At 40.4% G+C, this 22,593-nt stretch carries 31 protein-coding genes; 25 read left to right on the top strand and 6 right to left on the bottom strand.

Annotated features, from left to right (window positions below):
- Positions 1 to 22 precede the first annotated feature (22 nt).
- The 25 genes from rpsS to rplQ all read left to right on the top strand — a co-directional run bounded on the left by rpsS (position 23) and on the right by rplQ (position 12,280).
- Positions 23 to 292: a 30S ribosomal protein S19 gene (gene rpsS / locus ACYPZI_RS10155; protein ID WP_050702002.1), complete on the top strand. Its 270-nt coding sequence runs from the start codon at positions 23 to 25 to the stop codon at positions 290 to 292.
- 44 nt (positions 293 to 336) lie between these two features.
- The gene (rplV, locus tag ACYPZI_RS10150; RefSeq protein WP_459601195.1) at positions 337 to 744 is read left to right on the top strand and encodes a 50S ribosomal protein L22; all 408 of its coding nucleotides are present in this window, start codon (positions 337 to 339) and stop codon (positions 742 to 744) included.
- 7 nt (positions 745 to 751) lie between these two features.
- Complete coding sequence (gene rpsC / locus ACYPZI_RS10145) at positions 752 to 1,516, top strand: 30S ribosomal protein S3 (RefSeq protein ID WP_459601193.1); 765 nt, start codon at positions 752 to 754, stop codon at positions 1,514 to 1,516.
- Positions 1,517 to 1,538: 22 nt separating this feature from the next.
- The gene (gene rplP, locus ACYPZI_RS10140; RefSeq protein WP_183307328.1) at positions 1,539 to 1,970 is read left to right on the top strand and encodes a 50S ribosomal protein L16; all 432 of its coding nucleotides are present in this window, start codon (positions 1,539 to 1,541) and stop codon (positions 1,968 to 1,970) included.
- A 5-nt stretch (positions 1,971 to 1,975) separates the two neighbouring features.
- A complete protein-coding gene (gene rpmC, locus ACYPZI_RS10135; protein ID WP_459601190.1) occupies positions 1,976 to 2,170 on the top strand; it encodes a 50S ribosomal protein L29 in 195 nt (64 codons plus the stop codon).
- 10 nt (positions 2,171 to 2,180) lie between these two features.
- Positions 2,181 to 2,438, top strand: a complete 258-nt coding sequence (rpsQ, locus tag ACYPZI_RS10130; protein WP_459601188.1) for a 30S ribosomal protein S17 — start codon at positions 2,181 to 2,183, stop codon at positions 2,436 to 2,438.
- A gap of 2 nt (positions 2,439 to 2,440) precedes the next feature.
- Entirely contained in the window at positions 2,441 to 2,806 is a 366-nt protein-coding gene (gene rplN / locus ACYPZI_RS10125) for a 50S ribosomal protein L14 (protein WP_459601186.1), read from the top strand.
- Positions 2,807 to 2,825: 19 nt separating this feature from the next.
- Positions 2,826 to 3,143, top strand: coding sequence for a 50S ribosomal protein L24 (gene rplX / locus ACYPZI_RS10120; RefSeq protein WP_459601184.1), 318 nt, complete (start codon positions 2,826 to 2,828; stop codon positions 3,141 to 3,143).
- Positions 3,143 to 3,706, top strand: a complete 564-nt coding sequence (rplE, locus tag ACYPZI_RS10115; protein WP_459601182.1) for a 50S ribosomal protein L5 — start codon at positions 3,143 to 3,145, stop codon at positions 3,704 to 3,706. Before rplX ends, rplE begins: the two co-directional genes overlap by 1 nt.
- A gap of 1 nt (position 3,707) precedes the next feature.
- On the top strand, positions 3,708 to 3,977 hold the full coding sequence (gene rpsN, locus ACYPZI_RS10110) for a 30S ribosomal protein S14 (protein ID WP_459601180.1): 270 nt from the start codon (positions 3,708 to 3,710) through the stop codon (positions 3,975 to 3,977).
- A gap of 148 nt (positions 3,978 to 4,125) precedes the next feature.
- Complete coding sequence (gene rpsH, locus ACYPZI_RS10105) at positions 4,126 to 4,521, top strand: 30S ribosomal protein S8 (protein ID WP_459601178.1); 396 nt, start codon at positions 4,126 to 4,128, stop codon at positions 4,519 to 4,521.
- 22 nt (positions 4,522 to 4,543) lie between these two features.
- Positions 4,544 to 5,098, top strand: coding sequence for a 50S ribosomal protein L6 (gene rplF, locus ACYPZI_RS10100; protein WP_459601176.1), 555 nt, complete (start codon positions 4,544 to 4,546; stop codon positions 5,096 to 5,098).
- 19 nt (positions 5,099 to 5,117) lie between these two features.
- Positions 5,118 to 5,462 (top strand): 50S ribosomal protein L18, encoded by a 345-nt coding sequence (gene rplR, locus ACYPZI_RS10095; RefSeq protein ID WP_459601174.1) that lies wholly within the window; start codon positions 5,118 to 5,120, stop codon positions 5,460 to 5,462.
- Between the two features lie 5 nt (positions 5,463 to 5,467).
- Entirely contained in the window at positions 5,468 to 5,986 is a 519-nt protein-coding gene (rpsE, locus tag ACYPZI_RS10090) for a 30S ribosomal protein S5 (RefSeq protein WP_459601172.1), read from the top strand.
- An 18-nt stretch (positions 5,987 to 6,004) separates the two neighbouring features.
- A complete protein-coding gene (rpmD, locus tag ACYPZI_RS10085) occupies positions 6,005 to 6,181 on the top strand; it encodes a 50S ribosomal protein L30 (protein ID WP_459601170.1) in 177 nt (58 codons plus the stop codon).
- Positions 6,182 to 6,211: 30 nt separating this feature from the next.
- Positions 6,212 to 6,661: a 50S ribosomal protein L15 gene (gene rplO, locus ACYPZI_RS10080; RefSeq protein ID WP_459601168.1), complete on the top strand. Its 450-nt coding sequence runs from the start codon at positions 6,212 to 6,214 to the stop codon at positions 6,659 to 6,661.
- A 1-nt stretch (position 6,662) separates the two neighbouring features.
- Positions 6,663 to 7,979 (top strand): preprotein translocase subunit SecY, encoded by a 1,317-nt coding sequence (gene secY, locus ACYPZI_RS10075; RefSeq protein ID WP_459601166.1) that lies wholly within the window; start codon positions 6,663 to 6,665, stop codon positions 7,977 to 7,979.
- 10 nt (positions 7,980 to 7,989) lie between these two features.
- Positions 7,990 to 8,790 (top strand): type I methionyl aminopeptidase, encoded by an 801-nt coding sequence (map, locus tag ACYPZI_RS10070; protein WP_459601164.1) that lies wholly within the window; start codon positions 7,990 to 7,992, stop codon positions 8,788 to 8,790.
- Between the two features lie 14 nt (positions 8,791 to 8,804).
- The gene (infA, locus tag ACYPZI_RS10065; RefSeq protein ID WP_026626991.1) at positions 8,805 to 9,023 is read left to right on the top strand and encodes a translation initiation factor IF-1; all 219 of its coding nucleotides are present in this window, start codon (positions 8,805 to 8,807) and stop codon (positions 9,021 to 9,023) included.
- A gap of 12 nt (positions 9,024 to 9,035) precedes the next feature.
- On the top strand, positions 9,036 to 9,152 hold the full coding sequence (ykgO, locus tag ACYPZI_RS10060) for a type B 50S ribosomal protein L36 (RefSeq protein ID WP_243348069.1): 117 nt from the start codon (positions 9,036 to 9,038) through the stop codon (positions 9,150 to 9,152).
- A gap of 33 nt (positions 9,153 to 9,185) precedes the next feature.
- Complete coding sequence (gene rpsM, locus ACYPZI_RS10055) at positions 9,186 to 9,566, top strand: 30S ribosomal protein S13 (RefSeq protein WP_459601161.1); 381 nt, start codon at positions 9,186 to 9,188, stop codon at positions 9,564 to 9,566.
- A gap of 10 nt (positions 9,567 to 9,576) precedes the next feature.
- Entirely contained in the window at positions 9,577 to 9,966 is a 390-nt protein-coding gene (rpsK, locus tag ACYPZI_RS10050) for a 30S ribosomal protein S11 (RefSeq protein ID WP_006841809.1), read from the top strand.
- Positions 9,967 to 10,071: 105 nt separating this feature from the next.
- Positions 10,072 to 10,680 carry a 30S ribosomal protein S4 gene (gene rpsD, locus ACYPZI_RS10045; RefSeq protein ID WP_459601158.1) on the top strand — a complete coding sequence of 203 codons (609 nt, stop codon included), beginning with the start codon at positions 10,072 to 10,074 and terminating at the stop codon, positions 10,678 to 10,680.
- Between the two features lie 8 nt (positions 10,681 to 10,688).
- On the top strand, positions 10,689 to 11,681 hold the full coding sequence (locus ACYPZI_RS10040) for a DNA-directed RNA polymerase subunit alpha (protein WP_459601156.1): 993 nt from the start codon (positions 10,689 to 10,691) through the stop codon (positions 11,679 to 11,681).
- Positions 11,682 to 11,689: 8 nt separating this feature from the next.
- A complete protein-coding gene (rplQ, locus tag ACYPZI_RS10035) occupies positions 11,690 to 12,280 on the top strand; it encodes a 50S ribosomal protein L17 (RefSeq protein ID WP_459601154.1) in 591 nt (196 codons plus the stop codon).
- Between the two features lie 121 nt (positions 12,281 to 12,401).
- Here the strand turns inward: rplQ and ACYPZI_RS10030 are convergent, their stop codons facing one another.
- From ACYPZI_RS10030 to ACYPZI_RS10005, 6 genes are all read right to left on the bottom strand, one after another.
- Positions 12,402 to 14,003, bottom strand: coding sequence for a hypothetical protein (locus tag ACYPZI_RS10030; RefSeq protein WP_459601152.1), 1,602 nt, complete (start codon positions 14,001 to 14,003; stop codon positions 12,402 to 12,404).
- A 323-nt stretch (positions 14,004 to 14,326) separates the two neighbouring features.
- Complete coding sequence (locus ACYPZI_RS10025; protein ID WP_459601150.1) at positions 14,327 to 15,295, bottom strand: helix-turn-helix domain-containing protein; 969 nt, start codon at positions 15,293 to 15,295, stop codon at positions 14,327 to 14,329.
- A 543-nt stretch (positions 15,296 to 15,838) separates the two neighbouring features.
- Entirely contained in the window at positions 15,839 to 18,238 is a 2,400-nt protein-coding gene (pbpC, locus tag ACYPZI_RS10020; RefSeq protein ID WP_459601148.1) for a penicillin-binding protein 1C, read from the bottom strand.
- 9 nt (positions 18,239 to 18,247) lie between these two features.
- Positions 18,248 to 18,898 carry a LuxR C-terminal-related transcriptional regulator gene (locus ACYPZI_RS10015; protein WP_459601146.1) on the bottom strand — a complete coding sequence of 217 codons (651 nt, stop codon included), beginning with the start codon at positions 18,896 to 18,898 and terminating at the stop codon, positions 18,248 to 18,250.
- A gap of 217 nt (positions 18,899 to 19,115) precedes the next feature.
- Complete coding sequence (locus ACYPZI_RS10010; protein ID WP_459601144.1) at positions 19,116 to 19,931, bottom strand: alpha/beta hydrolase; 816 nt, start codon at positions 19,929 to 19,931, stop codon at positions 19,116 to 19,118.
- A 90-nt stretch (positions 19,932 to 20,021) separates the two neighbouring features.
- A complete protein-coding gene (locus ACYPZI_RS10005) occupies positions 20,022 to 22,397 on the bottom strand; it encodes a TonB-dependent receptor (RefSeq protein ID WP_459601142.1) in 2,376 nt (791 codons plus the stop codon).
- Between the last annotated feature and the right edge of the window lie 196 nt (positions 22,398 to 22,593).

The following is a 22,593-nucleotide window of genomic DNA, read 5'->3' as shown; positions in this document are numbered from 1 at the left end:
CCTGATTAATCAATAATAAATTATGAGTCGTTCGTTAAAAAAAGGCCCGTATATTAATGTTAAGCTTGAGAAAAAAGTCTTGGCTATGAATGAGTCAGGTAAAAAAGCTGTAGTTAAAACATGGGCAAGAGCTTCAATGATATCACCTGACTTTGTGGGTCATACTATTGCTGTTCACAACGGAAATAAATTTATTCCCGTATATGTAACAGAAAACATGGTAGGCCACAAATTAGGAGAATTTGCGCTTACACGTACATTCCGTGGACATGGTGGTAACAAGAAAAAATAATTGAAGCAGCCAATAATTAATTAAAAAAGAAAACATTAAAAATAATGGGTAAGAGAAAACGTATAGCAGCTGAAGCAAGAAAAGAAGCTCAAAAGACTATTTCTTTTGCTAAGTTGAACGATGTACCGACTTCGCCTCGAAAAATGCGCCTTGTGGCAGATATGATTCGTGGTGTGGAAGCGTTCAGAGCACTTGGCGTACTGAAATACTCAAATAAGGAAGCTGCTGCTAAATTAGAAAAACTATTACGTTCAGCTATCGCAAACTGGGAAGCTAAAAATGAACGTAAAGCCGAAAGTGGTGAACTATTTGTGTCATTGATAAACGTAGACGGAGGCGCCATGATGAAAAGAATGCGCCCGGCTCCACAAGGAAGAGGTTACAGAATCCGCAAACGCTCGAATCATGTAACTCTCCACGTAGATACACTTAATAAAGAAAATCAAAATTAATTAGCAGATGGGACAAAAAGTAAATCCAATAGCAAATCGTTTAGGTATCATCCGTGGATGGGATTCTAACTGGTATGGCGGTAAGAAATACGGAAACACCTTGCTTGAAGATAGCAAAATCCGTAAATATCTGAATGCCCGTCTGGCTAAAGCTAGTGTATCTCGTATCGTTATCGAAAGAACACTTAAATTAGTAACTATCACAGTTTGTACAGCCCGTCCGGGAATTATCATCGGTAAGGGAGGACAAGAAGTAGACAAACTGAAAGAAGAGTTAAAGAAGATTACAGATAAAGATATCCAAATCAACATTTTCGAAATAAAAAAACCAGAGTTGGATGCAGTAATCGTGGCTAACAATGTGGCTCGTCAGGTAGAAGGAAAAATCGCATACCGCCGTGCCGTTAAAATGGCTATTGCATCAACAATGAGAATAGGAGCCGAAGGTATTAAAATTCAGGTATCAGGCCGTTTGAATGGAGCTGAAATGGCCCGTTCTGAAATGTATAAAGAAGGACGTACTCCACTTCATACATTCCGTGCCGATATCGACTATGCACATGCCGAAGCCCTCACAAAAGTTGGTTTGATTGGTATCAAAGTATGGATTTGCCGTGGAGAAGTTTACGGCAAGAAAGACCTTGCTCCTTCGTTCATTGCAGCGAAAGACGGCGGACACTCTAACAACAACAGAGGTGGAGGAGACCGTGGCGAACGTCGCAACAGAGACGACCAAGGAAGAGGAGGTTTCAAGAGAAATAAGAGAAAGTAATTAAAAAAACGTTTGAAGTAAAATGTTACAACCGAAGAAAACAAAATTCAGAAGACAGCAAAAAGGTCGTATGAAAGGTAATGCTCAAAGAGGGCATGAACTGGCTTTCGGTTCATTTGGTATCAAAACCCTGGAAAACAAATGGATTACAGGGCGCCAAATAGAAGCGGCTCGTATTGCAGTAACTCGTTACATGCAGCGTCAAGGACAAGTTTGGGTTAGAATTTTCCCAGACAAACCTATCACAAAGAAACCTGCCGAAGTACGTATGGGTAAAGGTAAGGGATCTCCGGAAGGGTTCGTTGCACCAGTTACACCAGGAAGAATCATATTCGAAATCGAAGGTGTATCTTATGATGTGGCAAAAGAAGCATTGCGCCTCGCGGCTCAAAAGCTTCCTGTGACTACAAAATTTGTAGTGCGCAGAGATTATGACTTAACTCAAAACGCTTAAGAAGTATGAAAATTGCAGAAGTAAGAGAACTTTCCGACAAAGAATTGAACGAAAGATTAGATGCTGAAAGAATAGCATTAAACCAAATGGTGTTAAACCACAGTGTATCTCCATTGGATGCTCCGACAAAGATCAAAGAAAAACGTCGCGATATCGCTCGTTTTCAGACAGAGCTTCGCCAAAGAGAACTAAAAAAATAATAAAGAGCTGATGGAAACGAGAAATTTAAGAAAAGAAAGAATCGGGGTCGTTTTCAGTAACAAGATGGATAAAAGTATCACGGTTGCTGTAAAATGGAAAGAAAAACACCCAATGTATGGAAAATTCGTTAACAAAACGAAGAAATATCATGCTCATGACGAAAAGAACGAGTGCAACATAGGCGATACAGTACGCATTATGGAAACTCGTCCGTTGAGTAAAACTAAAAGATGGAGATTAATCGAAATAATCGAAAGGGCTAAATAATTATGATACAACAAGAATCAAGACTAGTCGTTACTGACAACAGTGGAGCTAGAGAATGCTTATGTATCCGCGTACTTGGCGGAACAAGAAGACGTTATGCGTCTGTCGGGGATGTGATTGTGGTTGCTATCAAGAATGTGATCCCTTCGAGTGATATTAAAAAAGGTGCTGTTACAAAAGCAATTATCGTGCGTACCAAAAAAGAAATCCGTCGTGCAGATGGTTCTTATATCCGTTTCGACGATAATGCATGTGTTTTGTTGAACGCAGCCGGTGAAATCAGAGGAAGCCGTATTTTCGGACCAGTTGCCCGCGAGCTTCGCGCAACCAATATGAAAATAGTTTCGTTGGCACCAGAGGTACTTTAATTCAAAAAACTAAAAAGCAATGAGTAAATTACATATCAAAAAAGGCGATATAGTTTATGTGAATACTGGTGTCGATAAAGGTAAAACCGGTCGTGTGTTGAAAGTCCTGGTTGACAAACAACGCGCAATCGTAGAAGGCCTCAACATGGTATCGAAACATACTAAGCCTAATGCTAAAAGTCCTCAAGGAGGAATCGAAAAGAAAGAAGCTGCTATTCATATTTCTAACCTGAACGTGGTAGACCCTAAATCGGGAAAACCAACACGTATCGGCCGCAAAGAAGTGAATGGGAAGCTAGTACGTTACGCTAAAAAATCAGGGGAGGAAATTAAATAATGAGCAATACAACAACCCTTAAAACAGAATATAAAGACCGTATTGTGTCTTCTTTGATGAAAGAATTCGGTTATAAGTCAAACATGCAGGTGCCTGTATTGAAAAAAATCGTTATTAATCAAGGTCTGGGTATAGCAGTTGCCGATAAAAAAATTATAGAAACTGCTGTTAACGAGATCACCACGATTGCAGGACAAAAAGCAGTAGCAACTTATTCCAAGAAAGATATTTCGAACTTTAAGTTACGTAAGAAAATGCCGATCGGAGTGATGGTTACTTTACGTCACGACAAAATGTATGAGTTTCTTGAAAGACTGGTTCGTGTAGCATTGCCTCGTATCCGCGACTTCAAAGGTATCGAAAGCAAACTTGACGGAAGAGGAAATTATACACTAGGTATCGAAGAGCAAATTATCTTCCCTGAAATTAATATCGACAACATTAGCCGTATTCTGGGAATGAATATTACCTTTGTAACTTCTGCAAAAACAGATGAAGAAGGCTATGCACTTTTGAGAGAGTTCGGATTACCATTTAAGAACGCAAAAAAAGAATTGATATAAGATGGCAAAAGAATCAATGAAAGCTCGCGAGGTAAAGAGAGCTAAGCTGGTAGCCAAATATGCTGCTAAAAGAGCGCAACTGAAAGCCGATGGCGATTTCGAGGCGCTACAAGCTCTGCCTAAGAATGCTTCACCTGTACGCCTGCACAACCGTTGCAGCCTTACAGGCCGTCCAAAAGGCTACATTCGCCAATTTGGAATTTCCCGTATTCAATTCAGGGAAATGGCTTCGAAGGGCTTAATACCAGGAGTTAAGAAAGCAAGCTGGTAAAAAGAAGTTATAAGTGAAAAGTTATAAGTGAAAAGTCAAAGATGGAGAATTGATGCTGATTCTCAAACTTATAACTCTTAACTTATAACTCATAACTTGAATATTAAATATTGTCCCGATAGGCGGGATTAATTTAAATCATTTAATCATGACAGATCCAATAGCAGATTATTTGACGCGTGTGAGAAACGCCATCATGGCCGGCCACAGAGTTGTAGAAATTCCGGCGTCAAATTTGAAAAAAGAGATTACAAAAATTCTCTTTGAAAAAGGCTACATTCTTAACTATAAGTTTGTAGATGAAGGACCTCAAGGCGCTATCAAAATAGCCTTGAAATACGATCCTGTAAATAAAGTAAACGCGATCAAAAAACTGATCCGCATTTCTTCTCCAGGTCTTCGTAAATATGTTGGGTATAAAGACTTGCCCCGTGTCCTTAACGGACTGGGTATAGCTGTTGTATCTACCTCAAAAGGAGTGATGACAGACAAAGAAGCTCGCGACTTGAAAGTTGGGGGTGAAGTAATGTGTTATGTTTATTAATTAAGAGGGAGAATAGAAAGTTATGTCAAGAATAGGAAAATTACCCATAAGTATTCCGGCCGGAGTAACAGTTACTGTTGGCAAGGATAATTTAATTACAGTAAAAGGACCTAAAGGAGAACTATCGCAAGAAGTTAATCCTGATATCAAAGTCTCTGTTGAAGATGGAACACTCTCGGTAGCACGTCCGTCCGATGATAAAAATCACCGCTCTTTACATGGTTTGTACAGGTCGTTGATTAGCAATATGGTTGTTGGCGTTTCGGAAGGATATCGCAAAGAACTTGAATTAGTCGGGGTTGGCTACCGTGCATCAAACAACGGCCAGCTTCTGGAGTTGTCTTTAGGATTTACTCACAGTATTCACATGCTGTTACCAACTGAAGTGAAACTGGAAACTAAATCGGAGAGAAACAAAAACCCTCAGATCATTCTGGAATCTTGTGATAAACAACTGATAGGCCAGGTTTGTGCGAAAATTCGTTCATTCCGTAAACCGGAGCCTTATAAAGGTAAAGGTATACGCTTTGTTGGCGAAGTTATCCGTCGCAAATCAGGTAAAGCCGCAGGTAAATAATCTTAAACTGTAAGAAATCATGTTAACAAAGACAGATAGAAGAAATAAAATAAAACTGCGTGTCCGTGGTAAGATAGCAGGAACTGCCGAGCGTCCGCGTCTGACAGTATTCAGAAGCAACAAGCAAATTTATGCGCAAGTTATCGACGATTTGACAGGTAAGACTTTGGCAGCGGCTTCGTCTCTTAAAATAACAGACAAAGCTCCTAAAAAAGAAATAGCTGCAAAGGTTGGTGAACTGATTGCTAAAAATGCTCAGGAAGCTGGTGTTACAGCTGTGGTATTCGATCGTAATGGTTTTTTATATCACGGTAGAATTAAAGAATTGGCAGATGCTGCCCGTAAAGGTGGACTTAAATTTTAATAGAAATGGCAGGAGTTAACAATAGAGTAAAATCGACCAACGATATCGAATTGAAAGACAGATTAGTTGCTATCAACCGTGTTACTAAAGTAACAAAAGGAGGTCGTACATTCAGCTTTGCCGCTATCGTAGTTGTAGGAAACGAAGATGGTATAGTAGGCTGGGGACTGGGTAAAGCCGGTGAGGTTACAACAGCCATAGCTAAAGGAGTTGAAGCCGCGAAGAAAAACCTTATTAAAGTTCCGGTACAGAAAGGAACAGTTCCTCACGAGCAAGTAGCTCGCTTTGGAGGTTCCGAGGTGATGCTTCGTCCCGCTGCTCCCGGTACAGGTGTGAAAGCAGGAGGTGCGATGCGTGCCGTGCTGGAGAGTGTTGGTGTTACAGACGTATTGGCTAAATCGAAAGGTTCGTCAAATCCTCACAACTTGGTAAAAGCGACAATTGAAGCTTTAGGCGAGTTGAGAGACGCGTACACTGTGGCTCAGAACAGAGGTATTTCTATGGAGAAAGTGTTTAAAGGTTAATTTGCAAAGAAAATTATTATGGCAAAAATTAAAATTAAACAGGTAAAAAGCAGAATCAAATGTCCTAAAGCCCAAAAGCTGACTTTAGACGCTCTTGGACTTAGAAAGTTGAACCGTGTTATAGAACATGAAGATACACCGTCTATCAGGGGTATGATCAACAAAGTAAGTCATTTGGTGGCGATAGTAGATTAATTTCGTTTATAAGATAAAAAATATATAGATATGAGTTTATCAAATTTGAGACCGGCTGAAGGGTCGACAAAAACCGGAAAAAGAATCGGACGTGGTACGGGTTCGGGTTTAGGTGGTACTTCAACAAGAGGTCATAAAGGAGCTAAGTCCAGATCGGGTTATTCTAAGAAAATCGGATTTGAAGGAGGTCAGATGCCAATACAACGCCGTCTCCCTAAATTCGGATTTAAGAATATTAACCGTGTAGAATATAAAGCTATCAATCTGGATGTATTGCAGCGTTTGGCTGAAACTAAGAACGTTGAAAAGATCGATATCCAGACATTAATGGATGCCGGATTCGTTTCTTCAAAGCACTTGGTTAAAATCCTTGGAAATGGAGCTCTTACTACAAAGGTAGATGTAGAAGCACATGCATTTTCAAAATCAGCTGAGGCAGCTATTCAAGCTATAGGTGGAACCGCAACAAAACTGAAGTAAGATGGGATTAGTAAAAACACTAGAAAATATATGGAAGATAGAAGATCTTAGAAAAAGACTCCTTACTACCTTCTTTTTCGTAGTGATCTATCGCTTCGGAGTCCATATTATCCTTCCGGGCGTTGATCCGGTTCAGCTTGATGCTCTTCAAGCGAAGACAGCAGGTGGATTATTGGGGATATTGGATATGTTCTCGGGGGGTGCGTTTTCCAATGCATCCATCTTTGCATTAGGTATCATGCCGTATATCTCGGCATCTATCGTTATCCAGTTGTTGGGCATAGCAGTGCCTTACTTCCAGAAATTGCAGAGAGAAGGAGAAAGCGGACGTACTAAACTGAATCAGTATACCCGTTATCTGACAGTAGCTATCCTTTTAGTGCAGGGTCCTGCCTATTTGGTTGGTGCACTTGGACCTGCTGCTCCATCGGGCTGGGGATTCCTGGTGCCTTCCGCGATTATATTGGCTGGAGGAAGTATGTTTGTTCTTTGGTTAGGAGAGCGCATTACAGATAAAGGTATAGGAAATGGTGTTTCGTTCATCATCTTGGTGGGTATTATCGCCCGTTTACCACACGCCCTTATCGGAGAGTTTACTTCCCGTTTGAGTAGTCAGGCCGGAGGTTTAGTGATGTTCTTGGCCGAAATAGTATTCTTGCTTCTTGTTATTTGCGGAGCTATCATGTTGGTACAAGGAACTCGCAGAATACCGGTGCAGTATGCCAAAAGGGTTGTAGGTAACAAGCAATACGGAGGTGCGCGCCAGTATATTCCATTGAAAGTGAATGCTGCTAACGTGATGCCTATCATCTTTGCTCAGGCAATTATGATGGTTCCGGTTATGTTGGCGGGATTTTCTACTGATAAAACAGGATTTTTGGGATCTTTTACAGATCATACAAGTGTAACATACAATATTGTGTTGGCAGTGCTTATCATTGCTTTCACATGGTTTTACACAGCTGTAACAATAAATCCGGTTCAGATGGCTGATGAATTAAAACGTAATAATGGATTTATACCAGGTATTAAACCAGGTAAGAAAACAGCCGATTATATAGACTCTATTATGTCTCATATAACATTGCCGGGGTCATTATTCCTGGCGTTGGTTGCTATCATGCCTGCTTTTGCCAGCTATTTTGGCATTAGCCGCGAGTTCTCTCAATTCTTTGGAGGTACATCGCTGTTGATCCTTGTAGGGGTTGTACTCGATACTTTGCAACAGGTAGAGAGTCACTTGTTGATGAGACATTATGACGGTTTATTAAAATCAGGACGAATCAAAGGACGTTCAGGTTCAATTGCAGCATATTAAGGAGGTTTAAATGATATTTCTGAAAACAAACGAAGAAATCGAATTGATGCGTGAAGCTAATCGCCTGGTGGGTATGACCCTGGGTGAAGTGGCAAAGCATATCAAGCCCGGAATTACTTTGTTTCAATTAGATAAAATAGCTAAAGAATTTATATACGATCACGGAGCTATACCTTCATTCTTAGGATACAAGGGAGCTCCGGGAACTGTAGATTTTCCCGGTGCGATTTGTGCTTCGGTAAACGAACAGGTTGTACATGGGTTCCCTACTGATTATGCGCTTAAGGAGGGAGATGTCATTTCAGTTGATTGTGGAACGGAAAAGAACGGATTTTGTGGCGATTCGGCCTATACATTCTGTGTAGGAGAAGTTACAGAAGATGTGAAAGCTCTGTTGCGGACAACAAAGGAGTCTCTTTATCTAGGTATAGAAAAAGCTGTGGAAGGCAATCGGATAGGAGATATAGGCGATGCAGTGCAGACCTATTGCGAAAAACATGGATACTCTGTAGTCCGCGAATTAGTCGGACATGGTATCGGTCGCAAGATGCACGAATCACCGGATGTTCCTAACTACGGTAAACGAGGTACAGGTCCTTTATTAAAAAAGGGAATGTGCATTGCTATAGAGCCGATGATAAACATGGGAAGTAAGAACGTCGTTTTCGAGAGCGATGGTTGGACAGTGAGAACCCGTGACCGTAAACCCTCTGCCCATTTTGAGCATACAGTAGCTATCCGTCAGGGAAAAGCCGATATTTTATCGACATTTGAATTTGTGGAAGCTGTTTTAGGAAATAACGCAATTTAATCTTAAATAATTTTATGGCTAAACAAGCAGCAATAGAACAAGATGGAGTTATAGTAGAAGCACTATCCAATGCAATGTTTCGCGTTGAACTCGAAAACGGACATGAGATAACAGCTCATATATCCGGAAAGATGCGGATGCATTACATTAAAATCCTTCCGGGAGATAAGGTGCGTGTGGAAATGTCTCCTTATGATTTGACAAAAGGACGGATTTCATTCAGATACAAATAAAAAAATAAAGATATGAAAGTAAGAGCATCATTAAAAAAGCGTACCGCTGATTGCAAAATCGTCAGAAGAAAAGGACGCTTATACATAATAAACAAAAAAAACCCTAAGTACAAACAACGTCAGGGATAATTTATTAATTTTGCAAATTAATCTGAAAAATATATGGCAATAAGAATTGTTGGGGTCGATTTACCACAAAATAAGAGAGGCGAAATAGCCTTGACGTACATTTTTGGTATCGGACGTAGCTCTGCGAACAAAATCCTTGCGGAAGCAGGAATTGACAGAGATGTCAAAGTTAAGGACTGGAACGATGACCAGGCCGGGGCAGTGCGAGAAATCATCGCTACTAAATTTAAAGTAGAAGGAGACTTGCGTTCAGAAGTACAACTTAATATCAAGCGATTGATGGATATAGGTTGTTACAGAGGTATCCGTCACCGTATCGGATTACCTTTGAGAGGTCAAAGCACTAAGAATAATGCCCGTACACGTAAGGGTAGAAAGAAAACTGTTGCTAACAAGAAAAAAGCTACAAAATAATTAATCTGATATGGCAAAAAAGACAGTCGCAGCGAAAAAAAGAAATGTTAAGGTGGATGCAATTGGACAAGCCCATGTGCATTCTTCTTTCAACAATATTATTATATCGCTTACAAACAATGACGGCCAAGTAATTAGTTGGTCATCGGCAGGGAAAATGGGTTTTAGAAGTTCTAAAAAGAATACCCCGTACGCAGCTCAAATGGCAGCACAGGATTGTGCAAAAGTAGCATTTGACCTAGGATTGAGAAAAGTTAAAGTATACGTAAAAGGACCGGGCAACGGACGTGAGTCTGCTATCCGTACTATCCATGCAGCAGGCATTGAAGTAACAGAAATCGTAGACGTTACTCCGCTTCCTCACAATGGATGCCGTCCTCCTAAACACAGAAGAGTTTAATCAAATTTAAAATTGGAACCTTGAATTGTGATTTGATTACAACGACCCTCTCTGTAATCGCGGCTGCACAATTTTAGCTTTCATCAATTATTAATTAGAAAAAAAATGGCAAGATATACTGGACCAAAATCAAGAATCGCCCGTAAATTCGGAGAGCCAATATTCGGACCTGACAAAGTTCTTTCTAAAAAGAACTATCCTCCGGGACAACACGGAAATGGAAGGAAAAAGAAATCGTCGGAGTACGGTATTCAATTGCGTGAAAAACAAAAAGCAAAATATACTTATGGAGTTCTTGAAAAACAATTCCGTAATATGTTCGATAAAGCTTTGTCTTCTCGTGGTATTACAGGTGAAGTGTTGCTTCAAATGTTAGAATCGAGACTGGACAATATAGTTTTTCGTTTAGGAATAGCTCCTACCAGAGCAGCTGCACGTCAGCTTGTTTCTCACCGTCATATCGTAGTAGACGGGTCGGTGGTAAACATTCCTTCATATTCAATTAAACCCGGACAATTGATCGGTGTACGCGAAAAATCCAAATCAATGGAAGTTGTAGGCGAAGCATTGTCAGGTTTTAATCATAGTAAATACCCTTGGATCGAGTGGGACGCAGCTACTATGACAGGTAAGTTTCTTCACCTGCCTGAAAGAGCAGATATCCCGGAAAACATTAAAGAACAGTTGATCGTTGAGTTGTATTCTAAAAATTAATTAAATACATGGCTATATTAGCATTTCAAAAACCGGATAAAGTATTGATGTTAGAAGCGGATGATTTCTTCGGGAAATTCGAATTTCGTCCGTTAGAACCCGGGTATGGTATTACCGTAGGTAATGCTTTGCGCCGTATTCTGCTTTCATCTCTTGAAGGTTTTGCTATCACTTCTATAAAAATCGACGGTGTCGAACATGAATTTGCCACAGTGCCGGGTGTTATAGAAGATGTTACAAACATAATACTTAACCTGAAACAGGTTCGGTTTAAGCAAATCGTAGAGGAGATCGAAAACGAGAAGGTCAGCATTACTATTTCAGGTACCGAAGTATTCAAAGCTGGAGATATTGGAAAGCATCTGTCAGGATTTGAAGTATTGAACCCTGATCTTGAAGTTTGTCATTTAGATAAAAATGCAACCTTTCAAATCGAGCTGAATATTAACAAAGGCCGGGGATATGTTCCTGCTGATGAAAATCGTAGTCTATCCGATGATGTTAATGTTATAGCTATCGACTCTATTTATACTCCTATCCGTAACGTTAAATATTCGATAGAGAACTATCGTGTAGAACAAAAGACGGATTATGAGAAACTGGTTATAGAAATAACGACCGACGGATCTATTCATCCTAAAGATGCTTTGAAAGAAGCAGCTAAAATTCTGATTCATCACTTTATGTTGTTCTCTGATGAGAAAATTCTTCTTGAACAAAATGAAGTAGATGGCAATGAGGAATTTGATGAAGAAATCCTGCATATGCGTCAGCTACTTAAGACTAAGTTATCGGATATGAATCTTTCGGTTCGTGCTCTTAACTGTCTGAAATCGGCAGAAGTAGAAACTCTTGGCGAGCTGGTTCAGTTCAATAAGAACGATCTGCTTAAATTCAGAAACTTTGGTAAGAAATCTCTTACCGAACTTGATGAATTGCTGGATAGCCTGAGCTTATCTTTCGGGATGGATATTTCTAAATATAAATTAGATAAAGATTAATAAGCGACATGAGACATAATAAAAAATTTAATCATTTGGGGCGTACCAGCTCACACAGGAATGCCATGTTGGCAAACATGTGTGCGTCGCTGATACTTAGTCCTAATAAACGCATCTTTACAACAGTTGCCAAAGCAAAAGCTTTGAAGAAAGTTGTAGAGCCGATTATCACTAAGTCAAAAGAGGATTCAACTCATTCAAGACGCCTGGTTTTTCAGGATTTACAAAATAAAGCTGCGGTAACAGAGCTTTTCCAGAATGTATCTCAAAAGATAGCTGATCGTCCGGGTGGATATACTCGCATTATCAAGACTGGCAATCGTTTAGGAGACAATGCTTCAATGTGTTTTATCGAATTGGTAGATTACAATGAAAATATGCTGAAGGAGAAAAAAGCCGCTTCTAAAGGTAGAACTCGCCGTTCTAAGAAAAAAGATGAAACTGTAGCTCCTGCTACGGCTGTTAAAGAAACTTCGAAGAAAGCGAAAGCCAAAGTTGAAGAAGTAGTGGAAGCAGAAGCTCCTGAAGCCGTTTCGGAATCTTTGCCGGTGGTGGAAGACGCTACTCCTGCCGCAGATCAAGAACCTAAAGCGGAATAAGGGCTTATCTACTTAATTAGATAGTAAAATAAAAAAAGTATCCGAATCCGGATACTTTTTTTTATTTGATAATCAGGCTGCTGGGTCTTTTAATGGGTCAACCTATATCATCCCAACGGCGCTATAGCGCTGTTACCTGGGTAAACTTAATATAGCATTTTACCGATGTCGGGGGCACCGCTGTCGTCGGGGTAGTTGTATCCAGCGCCACCATTACGGTAATCTCATAACATACTTTATTTGGTCCTATCGGAATCCATGTATAACGCCTGTATTCAGGCCCGTTATTAGTGGCATCATAAATACCTACTTGTCCCCAGTATGCTCCATTGCTGGCATTGCTTCCCGTGGCATTAGTCCATCTGTTGCCGGTATCTTGGTCACCTCCCCATCTTTGAGATGGCATCGTCAAAACACCGGCACTACTGATGGAGCCGCCATAGATGGTATTGTAGTTCCATATCACAGGTACGTCGGTGCTCTGATTATTTCTCACTTGTACGTTAAGACGCTGGTTCCCATATGCTACAGAGGTTTGAGTGATAGGTACTCCGGCCCTTACTGAAAACTTACCGTCGGGGGAGTTACATTGCAAGGCATAATATTGTGTGCCTGTGTCATTCCCTGTATTATCCGTGACAAGCATAAAATTGCCCATTACGGCGACTTCTTCTATCGAAGCTGACAACTGGTTGCCTACGGTTACTTCATTACAGCCCGTGATGTCGGTATTAGCATTGAGAAAAGGTGTAAGGTCGAAAGTAATGCCTGCTGGCGCCTGCTGGGCTAGTGTAGGTACGCCCGATAGTGAAAAGCTAAGCACACCGTTGCCTACCGCCAGCATACCGCCCGCGATGGTTGCCGTTACACCCGGGTTGCCGGTGGAAGAAAGCGTGGCGCCGTTGAAGCTGCCGCCATTGCTGCCCGTGTACGGTATTTGTAACACGGTACCTGCTATGATAGGGGTAGCGTTCACAATCTGCTGTCCCGGGCTCATTTGCGTTCCCGCGCAATTCAAAACAGCGGCCCCGACCTCTGAAGAAGCATTGGCAAAGAGCCTCCATTGCGAACCGTCCCAGAACATATAGCCTACGGTGGTGAAACTAGAATTAGCTCCTGTATTATATACCAGTAAGCCGGTAGTAGGATTGGGTATCGTAGTGTTGTCGGTAGAACTTGCCAACGTTACTCTTGGAAACAATACTCCTTTATTTGTTGAAGCCACATTCAAAGCCGCCGTAGGATCGACAGTCCCGCTTATTCCGACAGATACGCCTCCCATCTGGTAAATATTATCGGTATTTGACGTGGCCGCGTTCGAGGTCCCGGAGATATTCCACGGGGAAGCTCCGCCGCCGACCACTATCCATCGCGTGCCGTTCCAAATATGCAGGCCCGTGGGAGTCCCGGTGTTGTACACCACAAGGCCTATGTGTTTCTGCATGTCCCAACTGCCTGTGGCTCCTATCGAAGCCGCGAAATCGTTAGCTGTGGTTGGGCTGAAATTGGTGATGAGCGCCCGTGGGAAATTAATTCCTCCATCGGCATTAACGGCGTTATCATTTTTTTTGACGTCGAGTATTGCCCCGTTGTTTGGTGGGATACCCGATCCGATAGTTACCTGGGCATGTATCGCAGGGCTTATGGCCAATAATGCCATCAGTGGGAATAGTATCAATACTATGCCTTTTCGGTGTTTTTGTTTAAAGTTTGCTTGTTTCATAGTTTTGTTTTTTTTTAGTTTGTAAAATAGATTTTCCAATATGTTTATCCTATTTACAAACAGTTGTAAGTTTATAAATGATTTCTCGTTGTAATATGTAATAATTTTCGTGTAAAATTTAGTCGAAGTTAATACAACGGGTGGAAGAAGCATCACTGCTATCCTTGTCCAAAGGGAGTGAATATAATGTATTTCGGAACTTCACTTATATATAAACTTGATTATCAGTAATATACAGTTATAAAGGCATTTAAGAATCTCATTACTGATTTCGAAAATTCATTGTTGCATAAGGCTGAAAATAGGAGTCACATACTGTTTGCTTACAGTATTGTCTGTGTTTTTTTCTTTTGGGCGATGTATTCGGAAGGAGTAATGCCTTCAACGATGCGGAATGCTTTATTGAAAGTGCTTTGGTTGCGGAATCCCGCCGATATGTAGATATGCTGCAAGGTGTATTTCTTCTTGGAGTCATCGTTCAATATCTCTTTTACCAAACGAATACGAAAACTGTTGATAAAGGTATTGAAATTGTCGGAATTTTGACTTCGCAGCGCCAAGCTCACGTATTTAACGTTTGAATTGAGCTTAACGGCTAAATCGGTAATGCTGTAATTGGGGTTACAATATGGTTTTTCTTGTTCGAAAAGCGCAAGTACATCCGTGTATATGTTTTCATTACGCGAAGTAGTATTTTCTTTTGTTGACGTTAGTCGTATCGGCTTTCTCCTATTCGCGTTTTGTGCTATTTCCAATTCGATTTCCACTATTTTATTTTTATAATAAACAAATAATGATAAAAGGACAAGAAAACCTAGTACTGTAAGTATATCTGCCACTCCTTTGTGAGGTTCAGCCAAATGTGTAATGCCGAAATTACTTGGGGTAAAGTAGGTAAGAATAAGTGTTATCGCGGTAGTTAGAAAACTAAGAATGATCCAAGACATAGTATTGTTTCCTTTAGATTTAAAAAGGCTGGCCCCCATCGGTACAAGAAAAATCCAAATAACCGCTGTGATTTGCCCAGTCTTCGAATAAAGAGTGACAATTACGATTTGCGCAAGCATAATAAAAATCAGATAAACATGTATAAAATATGTAGATTGTTTGTAAATTACCCTGAATGGCAGAAATAACAATAAGAAGTGAAATATGGCGATAGCCGAGTCTATATAATTCAGTGGGCTAAAGTCGATATACATAAAATAACCACCAAAAATGCCGAAGATTAGCATTGCGCAAATCAAATAACTCATACAAACCCTTACGAAAAGATCCTCTAGTCTTTTCATCTTATTAGCTATAGTTTTTTCCAAAAGTTAAATAAATGACAGATTAGCAATGAAATAAGTGTATTTTTTTTTGATGAAAATAATAGGGATTTATACCTTTAAAGTATTGATTAACAATCTAATACTTTTGATATAAGCCCTACGATTTGTACCCGATATATAAATTGTATTGAAAATACTATTAAGTACAAATATAAAAATAAATAAGAAACTGTTCCAATTTTATCCATTTTATTTTTTTATGAAATAAAATAAAAGAAGTATCCTGATTTGGACACTTCTTTCATTTCAAAAAAAGTTTTGTAAAATTTAGTCTCATGTTAAAAAATCGTCGCTTGGCTGTGCAAACCTCTTTCATGCTTTGTCGTTTTGTTTTGTGTTATGATTGGGAAGTCTTCAAACGTTTTCTCCTTGCTTTGATAAGTAGATGCAATTTTAAGATAGACGTTGCATGGATATTTTGAAAAAAAAGGGGAAAATACGCATTGGTTTCGGAAAAGATTTGTTATACGCAGATTATCAACGACATATATATGGTTAAATTTATTTAACGGCGAGTTTGATACTTAGGCTTGCTCCCGTCTCGTCCACGACGGTTAAAGTATGCTCCCCTTTGTTTGGCGAACATTCTTTTTTGTGAAAGTCTTTTGTTTCCCCTATATATTGTCCATCCAAATGCCAGAACACCCGGTTTTGAGGCGAACGGTGCGCCAGTTCGAACACAATCTGCCCGGGAGAGCCATCCAACTGCTTAGGCAGGCTGATTACCGCGTTAGGGAACGGGTAAATGAAGTCCATCAATTTTATATCCGAGTCTTCTCTACATTCAGGTGAGTAGGGTGGTAGAGAACGATAATCGGGATGTTGTTCTTTATAGTACCATTCCCAGGATGGCGGTAATACAAACCACGATGTGTGGATAATCCCCCTTTTACCGGCACAATTCTCATATACCTGATATTGTTTGTCTTCAGACAAATGAACTAGCTTATGATAAGAGCATACCGATGACTCCAGCCCCTTTTTGCATATCCACACCGTATCTATTGATGTCTCAGGGCAATTGATGCTTTTCAGACAGCCGCTCTCATGGCATATTTCCGCTTTCACAAGATCGTTGTCGGGACGTGTAAACCAGCGGCTTTGAGGTAGAGCCCCGAATATATCGAATAGAACCATGCCTGCCGTGCGTGCTCCTGTCAGTCCGGGACGCCCTTCTCCATCCGAATTACCTACCCATACTCCTACAACATATTTTGAGTTGACACCGACAGCCCATCCATCCCGAAAACCAAAACTGGTTCCGGTTTTCCAGGCTATTTTTTGTATAGATGGTATCGAACGCCAATCGATTTCTTCCGGCCGGTTCAGGTTGGTCAGTGCTTCTAATGTTTGCCAGATAGCTCCGGCTGTGAAGACCGGGTTTCGGGTTCTTTCTCCTCGTTTGTCTTCTCTTTCGTTCAGTATGTAAGCCGGTGATTTTGGTTCATAATACCTTCCTTCCTCATTGTAGGAATTCAATTGTTGTGCCATCTGCAAATACATGGCGCTTATATCCCATAGTTTACCCTCAGCTCCACCTAATATAAGGGATAATCCATAATTGTCGGCAGACCGGTTCAATGTGGTCATACCTGCGTTTTTCAACAGGTTATAAAATTTAGGTACGCTGTATTTCCGTAATGATACTACAAAAGGAACATTCAGGGAACGGGCTAAGGCTTCTGACGCATGTACAGCGCCATCGTATTGCAGACTAAAGTTTTTAGGTGCAAATCCGTTCAAATTGATAGGTACATCGGGTAACAGTTGATCTGGCAGGAGCAATCCTTCCTGTAGCATGGCACAGTAAAGAAACGGCTTTAAAATACTGCCGGTGCTGCGAGGCGACTGAATAATATCTACTTGGTTTCCTGAAATATTGTTTTCGAAATCTACATTACCACAATACGATATTACTTCATTCTTCTCCACATCGAAAACGATAGCAGCTATATTTTTTACTCCATTCTGGGCAAATTCGGCATTCCATCGGGTAAGGATAGATTCTGTCCGTTCTTGTTGAATCTTGTCTATTGTGGTTGTGATGTGTTTGCCTCCCTCTTCTTTATATAGTTTGGTTACAAGATGTGGAGAGACTTGCGGCAACGGATGCGGCTGAAAAGGCAGAGGTTCGGAGATCGCGAGTTCATAATCTACTTTATCCAGGATACTTCGTTCGTATAGTTTTTTCAATAGATTATTTCTCTTATTGAAGAGCTTTTCCCTGTTCCGTCCGAAATGCATTAAAGAAGGGGAATTCGGAAGTACGGCAAGGGTAGCAGCTTCTGCCCAAGATAATGTTGCCGCCTGATGACCGAAATATCGCCACGATGCAGCCTCTATTCCTACTACATTGCCTCCCATAGGGGCGTGAGATGCATATAGCGCTAATATTTCGTCTTTAGAATAAGAGAATTCCAATCGGGTAGCCAATATCATTTCGATGAACTTTTCGCCGAATGTGCGACTCTCTTTGCGTGACAACCGTATTGTCTGCATCGTGATCGTACTGGCTCCACTGACTATTCGTCCTTTACTTATATTGTCTTTGATTGCCCTTCCTATGGCAAGCGGGTTCACTCCCCAATGTGAGCGGAAATATTGATCCTCAAATTCGATGAGGCATGTTTTATATTTTTCGGGAACAGAATCGGCAGTCGGAAACCTCCATTGCTGGTCGTCGGCTATGCGGGCTCCGAGTAATTCATTGTGCCGGTCTGATACGACCGTGCTGTATGGAACTTCGAAAAGAGGTGATGGCAAACAGAATATATACCAGATAAGTAGAACTATACAGATGGGAATACCTATTTTGTACTTTAGTTTGGCCTTTTTGTATCTGTTAAAGAGGTTTATAAAGAATAGGTTGATTTTTGTAGTATAATAATCTGCGTTTTTCATTTATCGGGATCAGATATAATACTCCGCCAGATCGACCAGCCCTGCCCGCATCGCATATTTGATAGCTTCGTGTGCATTATTCACATCCAGTTTACGGAAAATATTTTTGCGGTGTGTAATAATGGTGTGGAAACTCAAATGACGATTGGCGGCAATTTCTTTTGTCGTATGCCCTAATGCTATTTCTTTGAGTATTTCTTTTTCTGTTGCAGTTAAAAGGTTTTCTGTTATATCCGTTTGCTGTTTCTGTGGCTGCAACAATTGATTTGTTACGCGGTTACATATGAACCGTTCTCCGCGTAGCATTTGTATCAAAGCCATATTTATCTCGTCGAGGTCACACGATTTTAATACGACGCTATAAGATTCGCTATTGATTACTAACCGTCTTAAAAAATCGTTACTCAATTCATCGGAGAACAACAACCATTTTACTTTGGAAAACCGGTAGCCCAGATTCAGTAATTCGTCGATGCCGGCGAAGTCAGAAAGCGTGTAATCGAGCACAACGATAGTCTCCGGACATGATAACAAGAGTTTTATTAGTTCGCTCTTGTTGTCTGCCCTTGCTACTGATGATATTTTACCCGTTTTCTCTATAAGGGTTTCTATCCCAATGCGGGTTATATCTTGTTTGTCTGCTATAATTACATCTTTCATACCCTAATTGCCTTAACTTACAGTCAAAGGTATTAAGAAACTGTTTAAATTTTATACGAATATTTTATTATAATACTATCTTCGTTCATTTTCAGTCTCTTTTTATCTGATTTTTCCCTTTTTTCAGTTTGAATAGCCCGCTATTCGCACTTCAAAAAAGAAAAAATCACTCTAAAAATAGTTCTGAAAATCGGAACGAATAAAATTTAAACAGATTCTAATTCTTATTGAAAAACTTAGAAAAGAATTGCATTTGATAATCTATGGCATTATTCCAATACTGATGGGTATGCCCTCCCGGACGCACAATGTAATCGTGGATAATATTCTTTTGCAGCATTTCGTTATGCAAATTTTCATTCACCTGATAGAAGAAGTCGTCTTTCCCGCAATCAATAATAATTGATAAGGTATTCGGGGCTATCTTATATAGTTGGGTTATTACAGTGTGATTATTCCATACCTCAGGATTTTGTTTATATTCTCCAAGCCTGTCTTTCATATTCCAGTTGTTCGGGAACGGGCGTATATCTACTCCTCCGCTCATTGAGCCGCAAGCGCCGAAAACATCAGGATGATTAATGCCGAGCCATAATCCTCCATGTCCGCCCATGCTGAGGCCGGTGATAGCTCTTCCGTCGGAACCGGCGATGGTTTTATAGTTTTTATCGATATAACTAACCAGCACGGAACTCACATATGTTTCAAATTGAAATTTTGGGTCAATCGGACTATCCCAGTACCAGCTGTTTTGCCCATCGGGGCATACGATAATCATTTGCCATTTTGTGGCTTCTTCCGGCAGGTTTTTCTTTGTTGTTTTTATCCATGAATCATATTTTCCGCCGTGCCCGTGTAGTAAGTAAAGTACAGGATATTTTTTGTTTGCAGTATTATATCCATCGGGTAGAATTATAACATTTTTGATGTTTTTATCCATTTTTTTGCTAAATACGCTTATTGTATCTACTTGCTGAGCATATAAGCAATGGCATAGAGTAAGAAGTAAGGTAAGAAAGATTGTCTTTTTCATTTGGAAATTCATTAATTTATAGCAAATATGCGAAAAAAAGAGGTCTTCTCCTATAAGGGAAAACCTCTTTTTTAATAATTGAAGATCGATTTATAGTAAATTTCCTATTTTGAATCCAAGGAATACTGTTCGGGGTAGGCTAGGGCCGTATATATATGAAGGGTCACGATTTATACCTTTATCAAAATCGTTTTGGTAAGAGTTGAATATATTTTTCATTCCTGCGAACCATTCTATTGTTACGCCTCCGCCTAATCTCATGTCATAATGGAACTTGACGCCTGTGTCGAAAAAGCTTTTCGATTTGCGAAGTTCTCCGTCTTCGGGTACAGTTATTTCGGGTCCGAAATAAGGGACTAACATTTTACCGGTGTAGTTTCCTGTTGCCGACACACCGAAGTTTTTTGCAAATTCCCAATCGACAGTAAAGAATCCATAAGTGCTGGGAGTTCTGAAGAATTTTTTCTCATTGAATGTTTCCTCTGTCACTTTGTATTCGCTTGACTGTACTGTAAGACCTCCTGAGAATGAAAGCTTATCCGAAGGAACTAATTTCAATTCTATGTTGATTCCTTGTACCACAGCTCCATCTTTGGAATTTACACGGGTATAAATAACTGTCCCGTTTTCATCAGGGGCTCCAATCTCGTTGCGGAATGGGTTATGTAACTTGGTATAAAATCCTTCAATCAGGAAGTTCGTATTAACTCCTCCTATATTCTTGTTGTAATCTAGCGATAATGTGTAGCTGGTGCTATTCTCTTGTTTCAGGTCAGGATCATTTTTATTGATCACCTGTCTGGATCCTGAGGTCTCGATGTGAAGATCTTCATCAAAAATTTGCGGCGCTCTGTATCCTCTGGAGAGTCCTGCCCGTACTTGTAAAGATGGAGTAATGTCGTACATGACACTGGCTCTGGGCACAAAAACAGTTCCCGATTTATCGCTGTCTGCCTGTTTGTCGTCTATTGCATAGTGTTCAATGCGAGCCCCAGCCAGGAATTTAGCTTTACCTACCTTGATTTCGTATTGAGCAAATGCTCCTATTGTAGATAAAGATTGATCAGATACAATCCGGTTTGGAACATGATGTACGACTATTTGGCCGTTTTCAACGGAATATTCAGGATACCCTAATTTTACATCCTTCAGGTGCGAACCGGTATATTCGATTCCTCCGATTACGGACGAAGCTTCATTGATGAAAGCTTTATATTGAGCTCCTGCGTTATAAGTTTTTTCTACGGTGTTCCCATAATCGCTTAATGACTGGTTGGCTCCGTAATATGAACCCCTGTCCAGGTATTGTCCTGAGGCAAATACTGATAGCAGATCGCTTTCGCGAAGGTATTGCTCGAAGGTCAATGCTCCGGTAACCATATCGTGTTTTACGGATTCGGATATATCCCGTTCATGATCGGGGTAGTCTTGTTTATTTCCACCTTTGCGCTCTTCCCGGATGTTGAAGAAATCGAGGCTAAGTTTACTTCTGTATGCCGGACGGTAGAACATGCGTGTACCGATAACTGTATTTTTCATCGGCGCTATTTCAGAAAAGCTATCTCCATTGGCATCGAACATCTGACGATCGCGCATATTGCCGAATACTGCTATTCCGGCCTTATGGTCGTCTGTTACCAATGATGCGTTGAATGTGGCGTTATAGTCTGCTTTCGGGCCATTGGAACCACTTGCGCCTGTGCCAATGAGTGAGGTGTTGAATCCGGCTTCGAAACTATTTGTTTTCGGGTCTTTCAATATAAGATTAATTGTTCCGGCAATGGCGTTAGATCCGTAAAGCACCGAGCCACCTCCTCTTACTATCTCTATACGTTCCAGCATATTCGCAGGTATCAGTTCCAAACCGTATACGCCTGCCAGTCCGCTAAAGATAGGGCGGCTGTTTATCAGTATCTGAGAATATGAGCCTTCCATGCCATTCATTCTTATCTGAGAGAATCCACAGTTTTGGCAATCGTTTTCGTATCGTAATCCGGTACAATAGTTCAGCCCTTCGCCAAGCACTACCGATTGGGTTGTTTCCAATAATTTTGTGCTAATTGTGTTGACTATAATCGGAGTTTCTGTTCGTTTCTGAGAAGATCTTCCCGCCGTTACTACTACTTCGCTTAGTTTAAGAGCATCTTCTTCTACCTCGAAGTTGACTTCCAAGGATTTTCCTTTTTTCAGGATTATTTCTGTTTCTTGCGGTTTATAGCCGATACCTTCAGTTACGAGGGTGAATTTTCCCTCAGGCAGATTATTGAGCGTATAATGTCCCGACGCATCGGTAGCTATCCCTATTGTTGTATTTTTAATAACAACATTTATAAAAGGGATGTGTTCCTTTGTTTTTTTATTTATCACATGTCCCGTTACATTGATGTTTGAAGAAGGGATCGGGTCTGCTGAGACTGTTGTGAATGCAAAGATCAGCGCAGACAATATAAGCAATAGAATTTTCATTGTTTTGATATAGATAATACAGATTGAATATAAATAATGTCGATATCGAGTGGCAAAGGTACTATATCCATGATATGTCGCAATCATTATTTTTTGGTATTTTCCTATGCTTTAATACCTATATATCGGTAGCGGGAAATATAAGAGACCGGGCGAGAGGGCAGCTTCCTAAAGATTCGTATATTTGTATTTTAAA

The organism is Dysgonomonas reticulitermitis (assembly GCF_054601275.1).
Note: the sequence above shows the minus strand (reverse complement) of the source record. Positions and strands in the feature narration are given on the sequence as shown.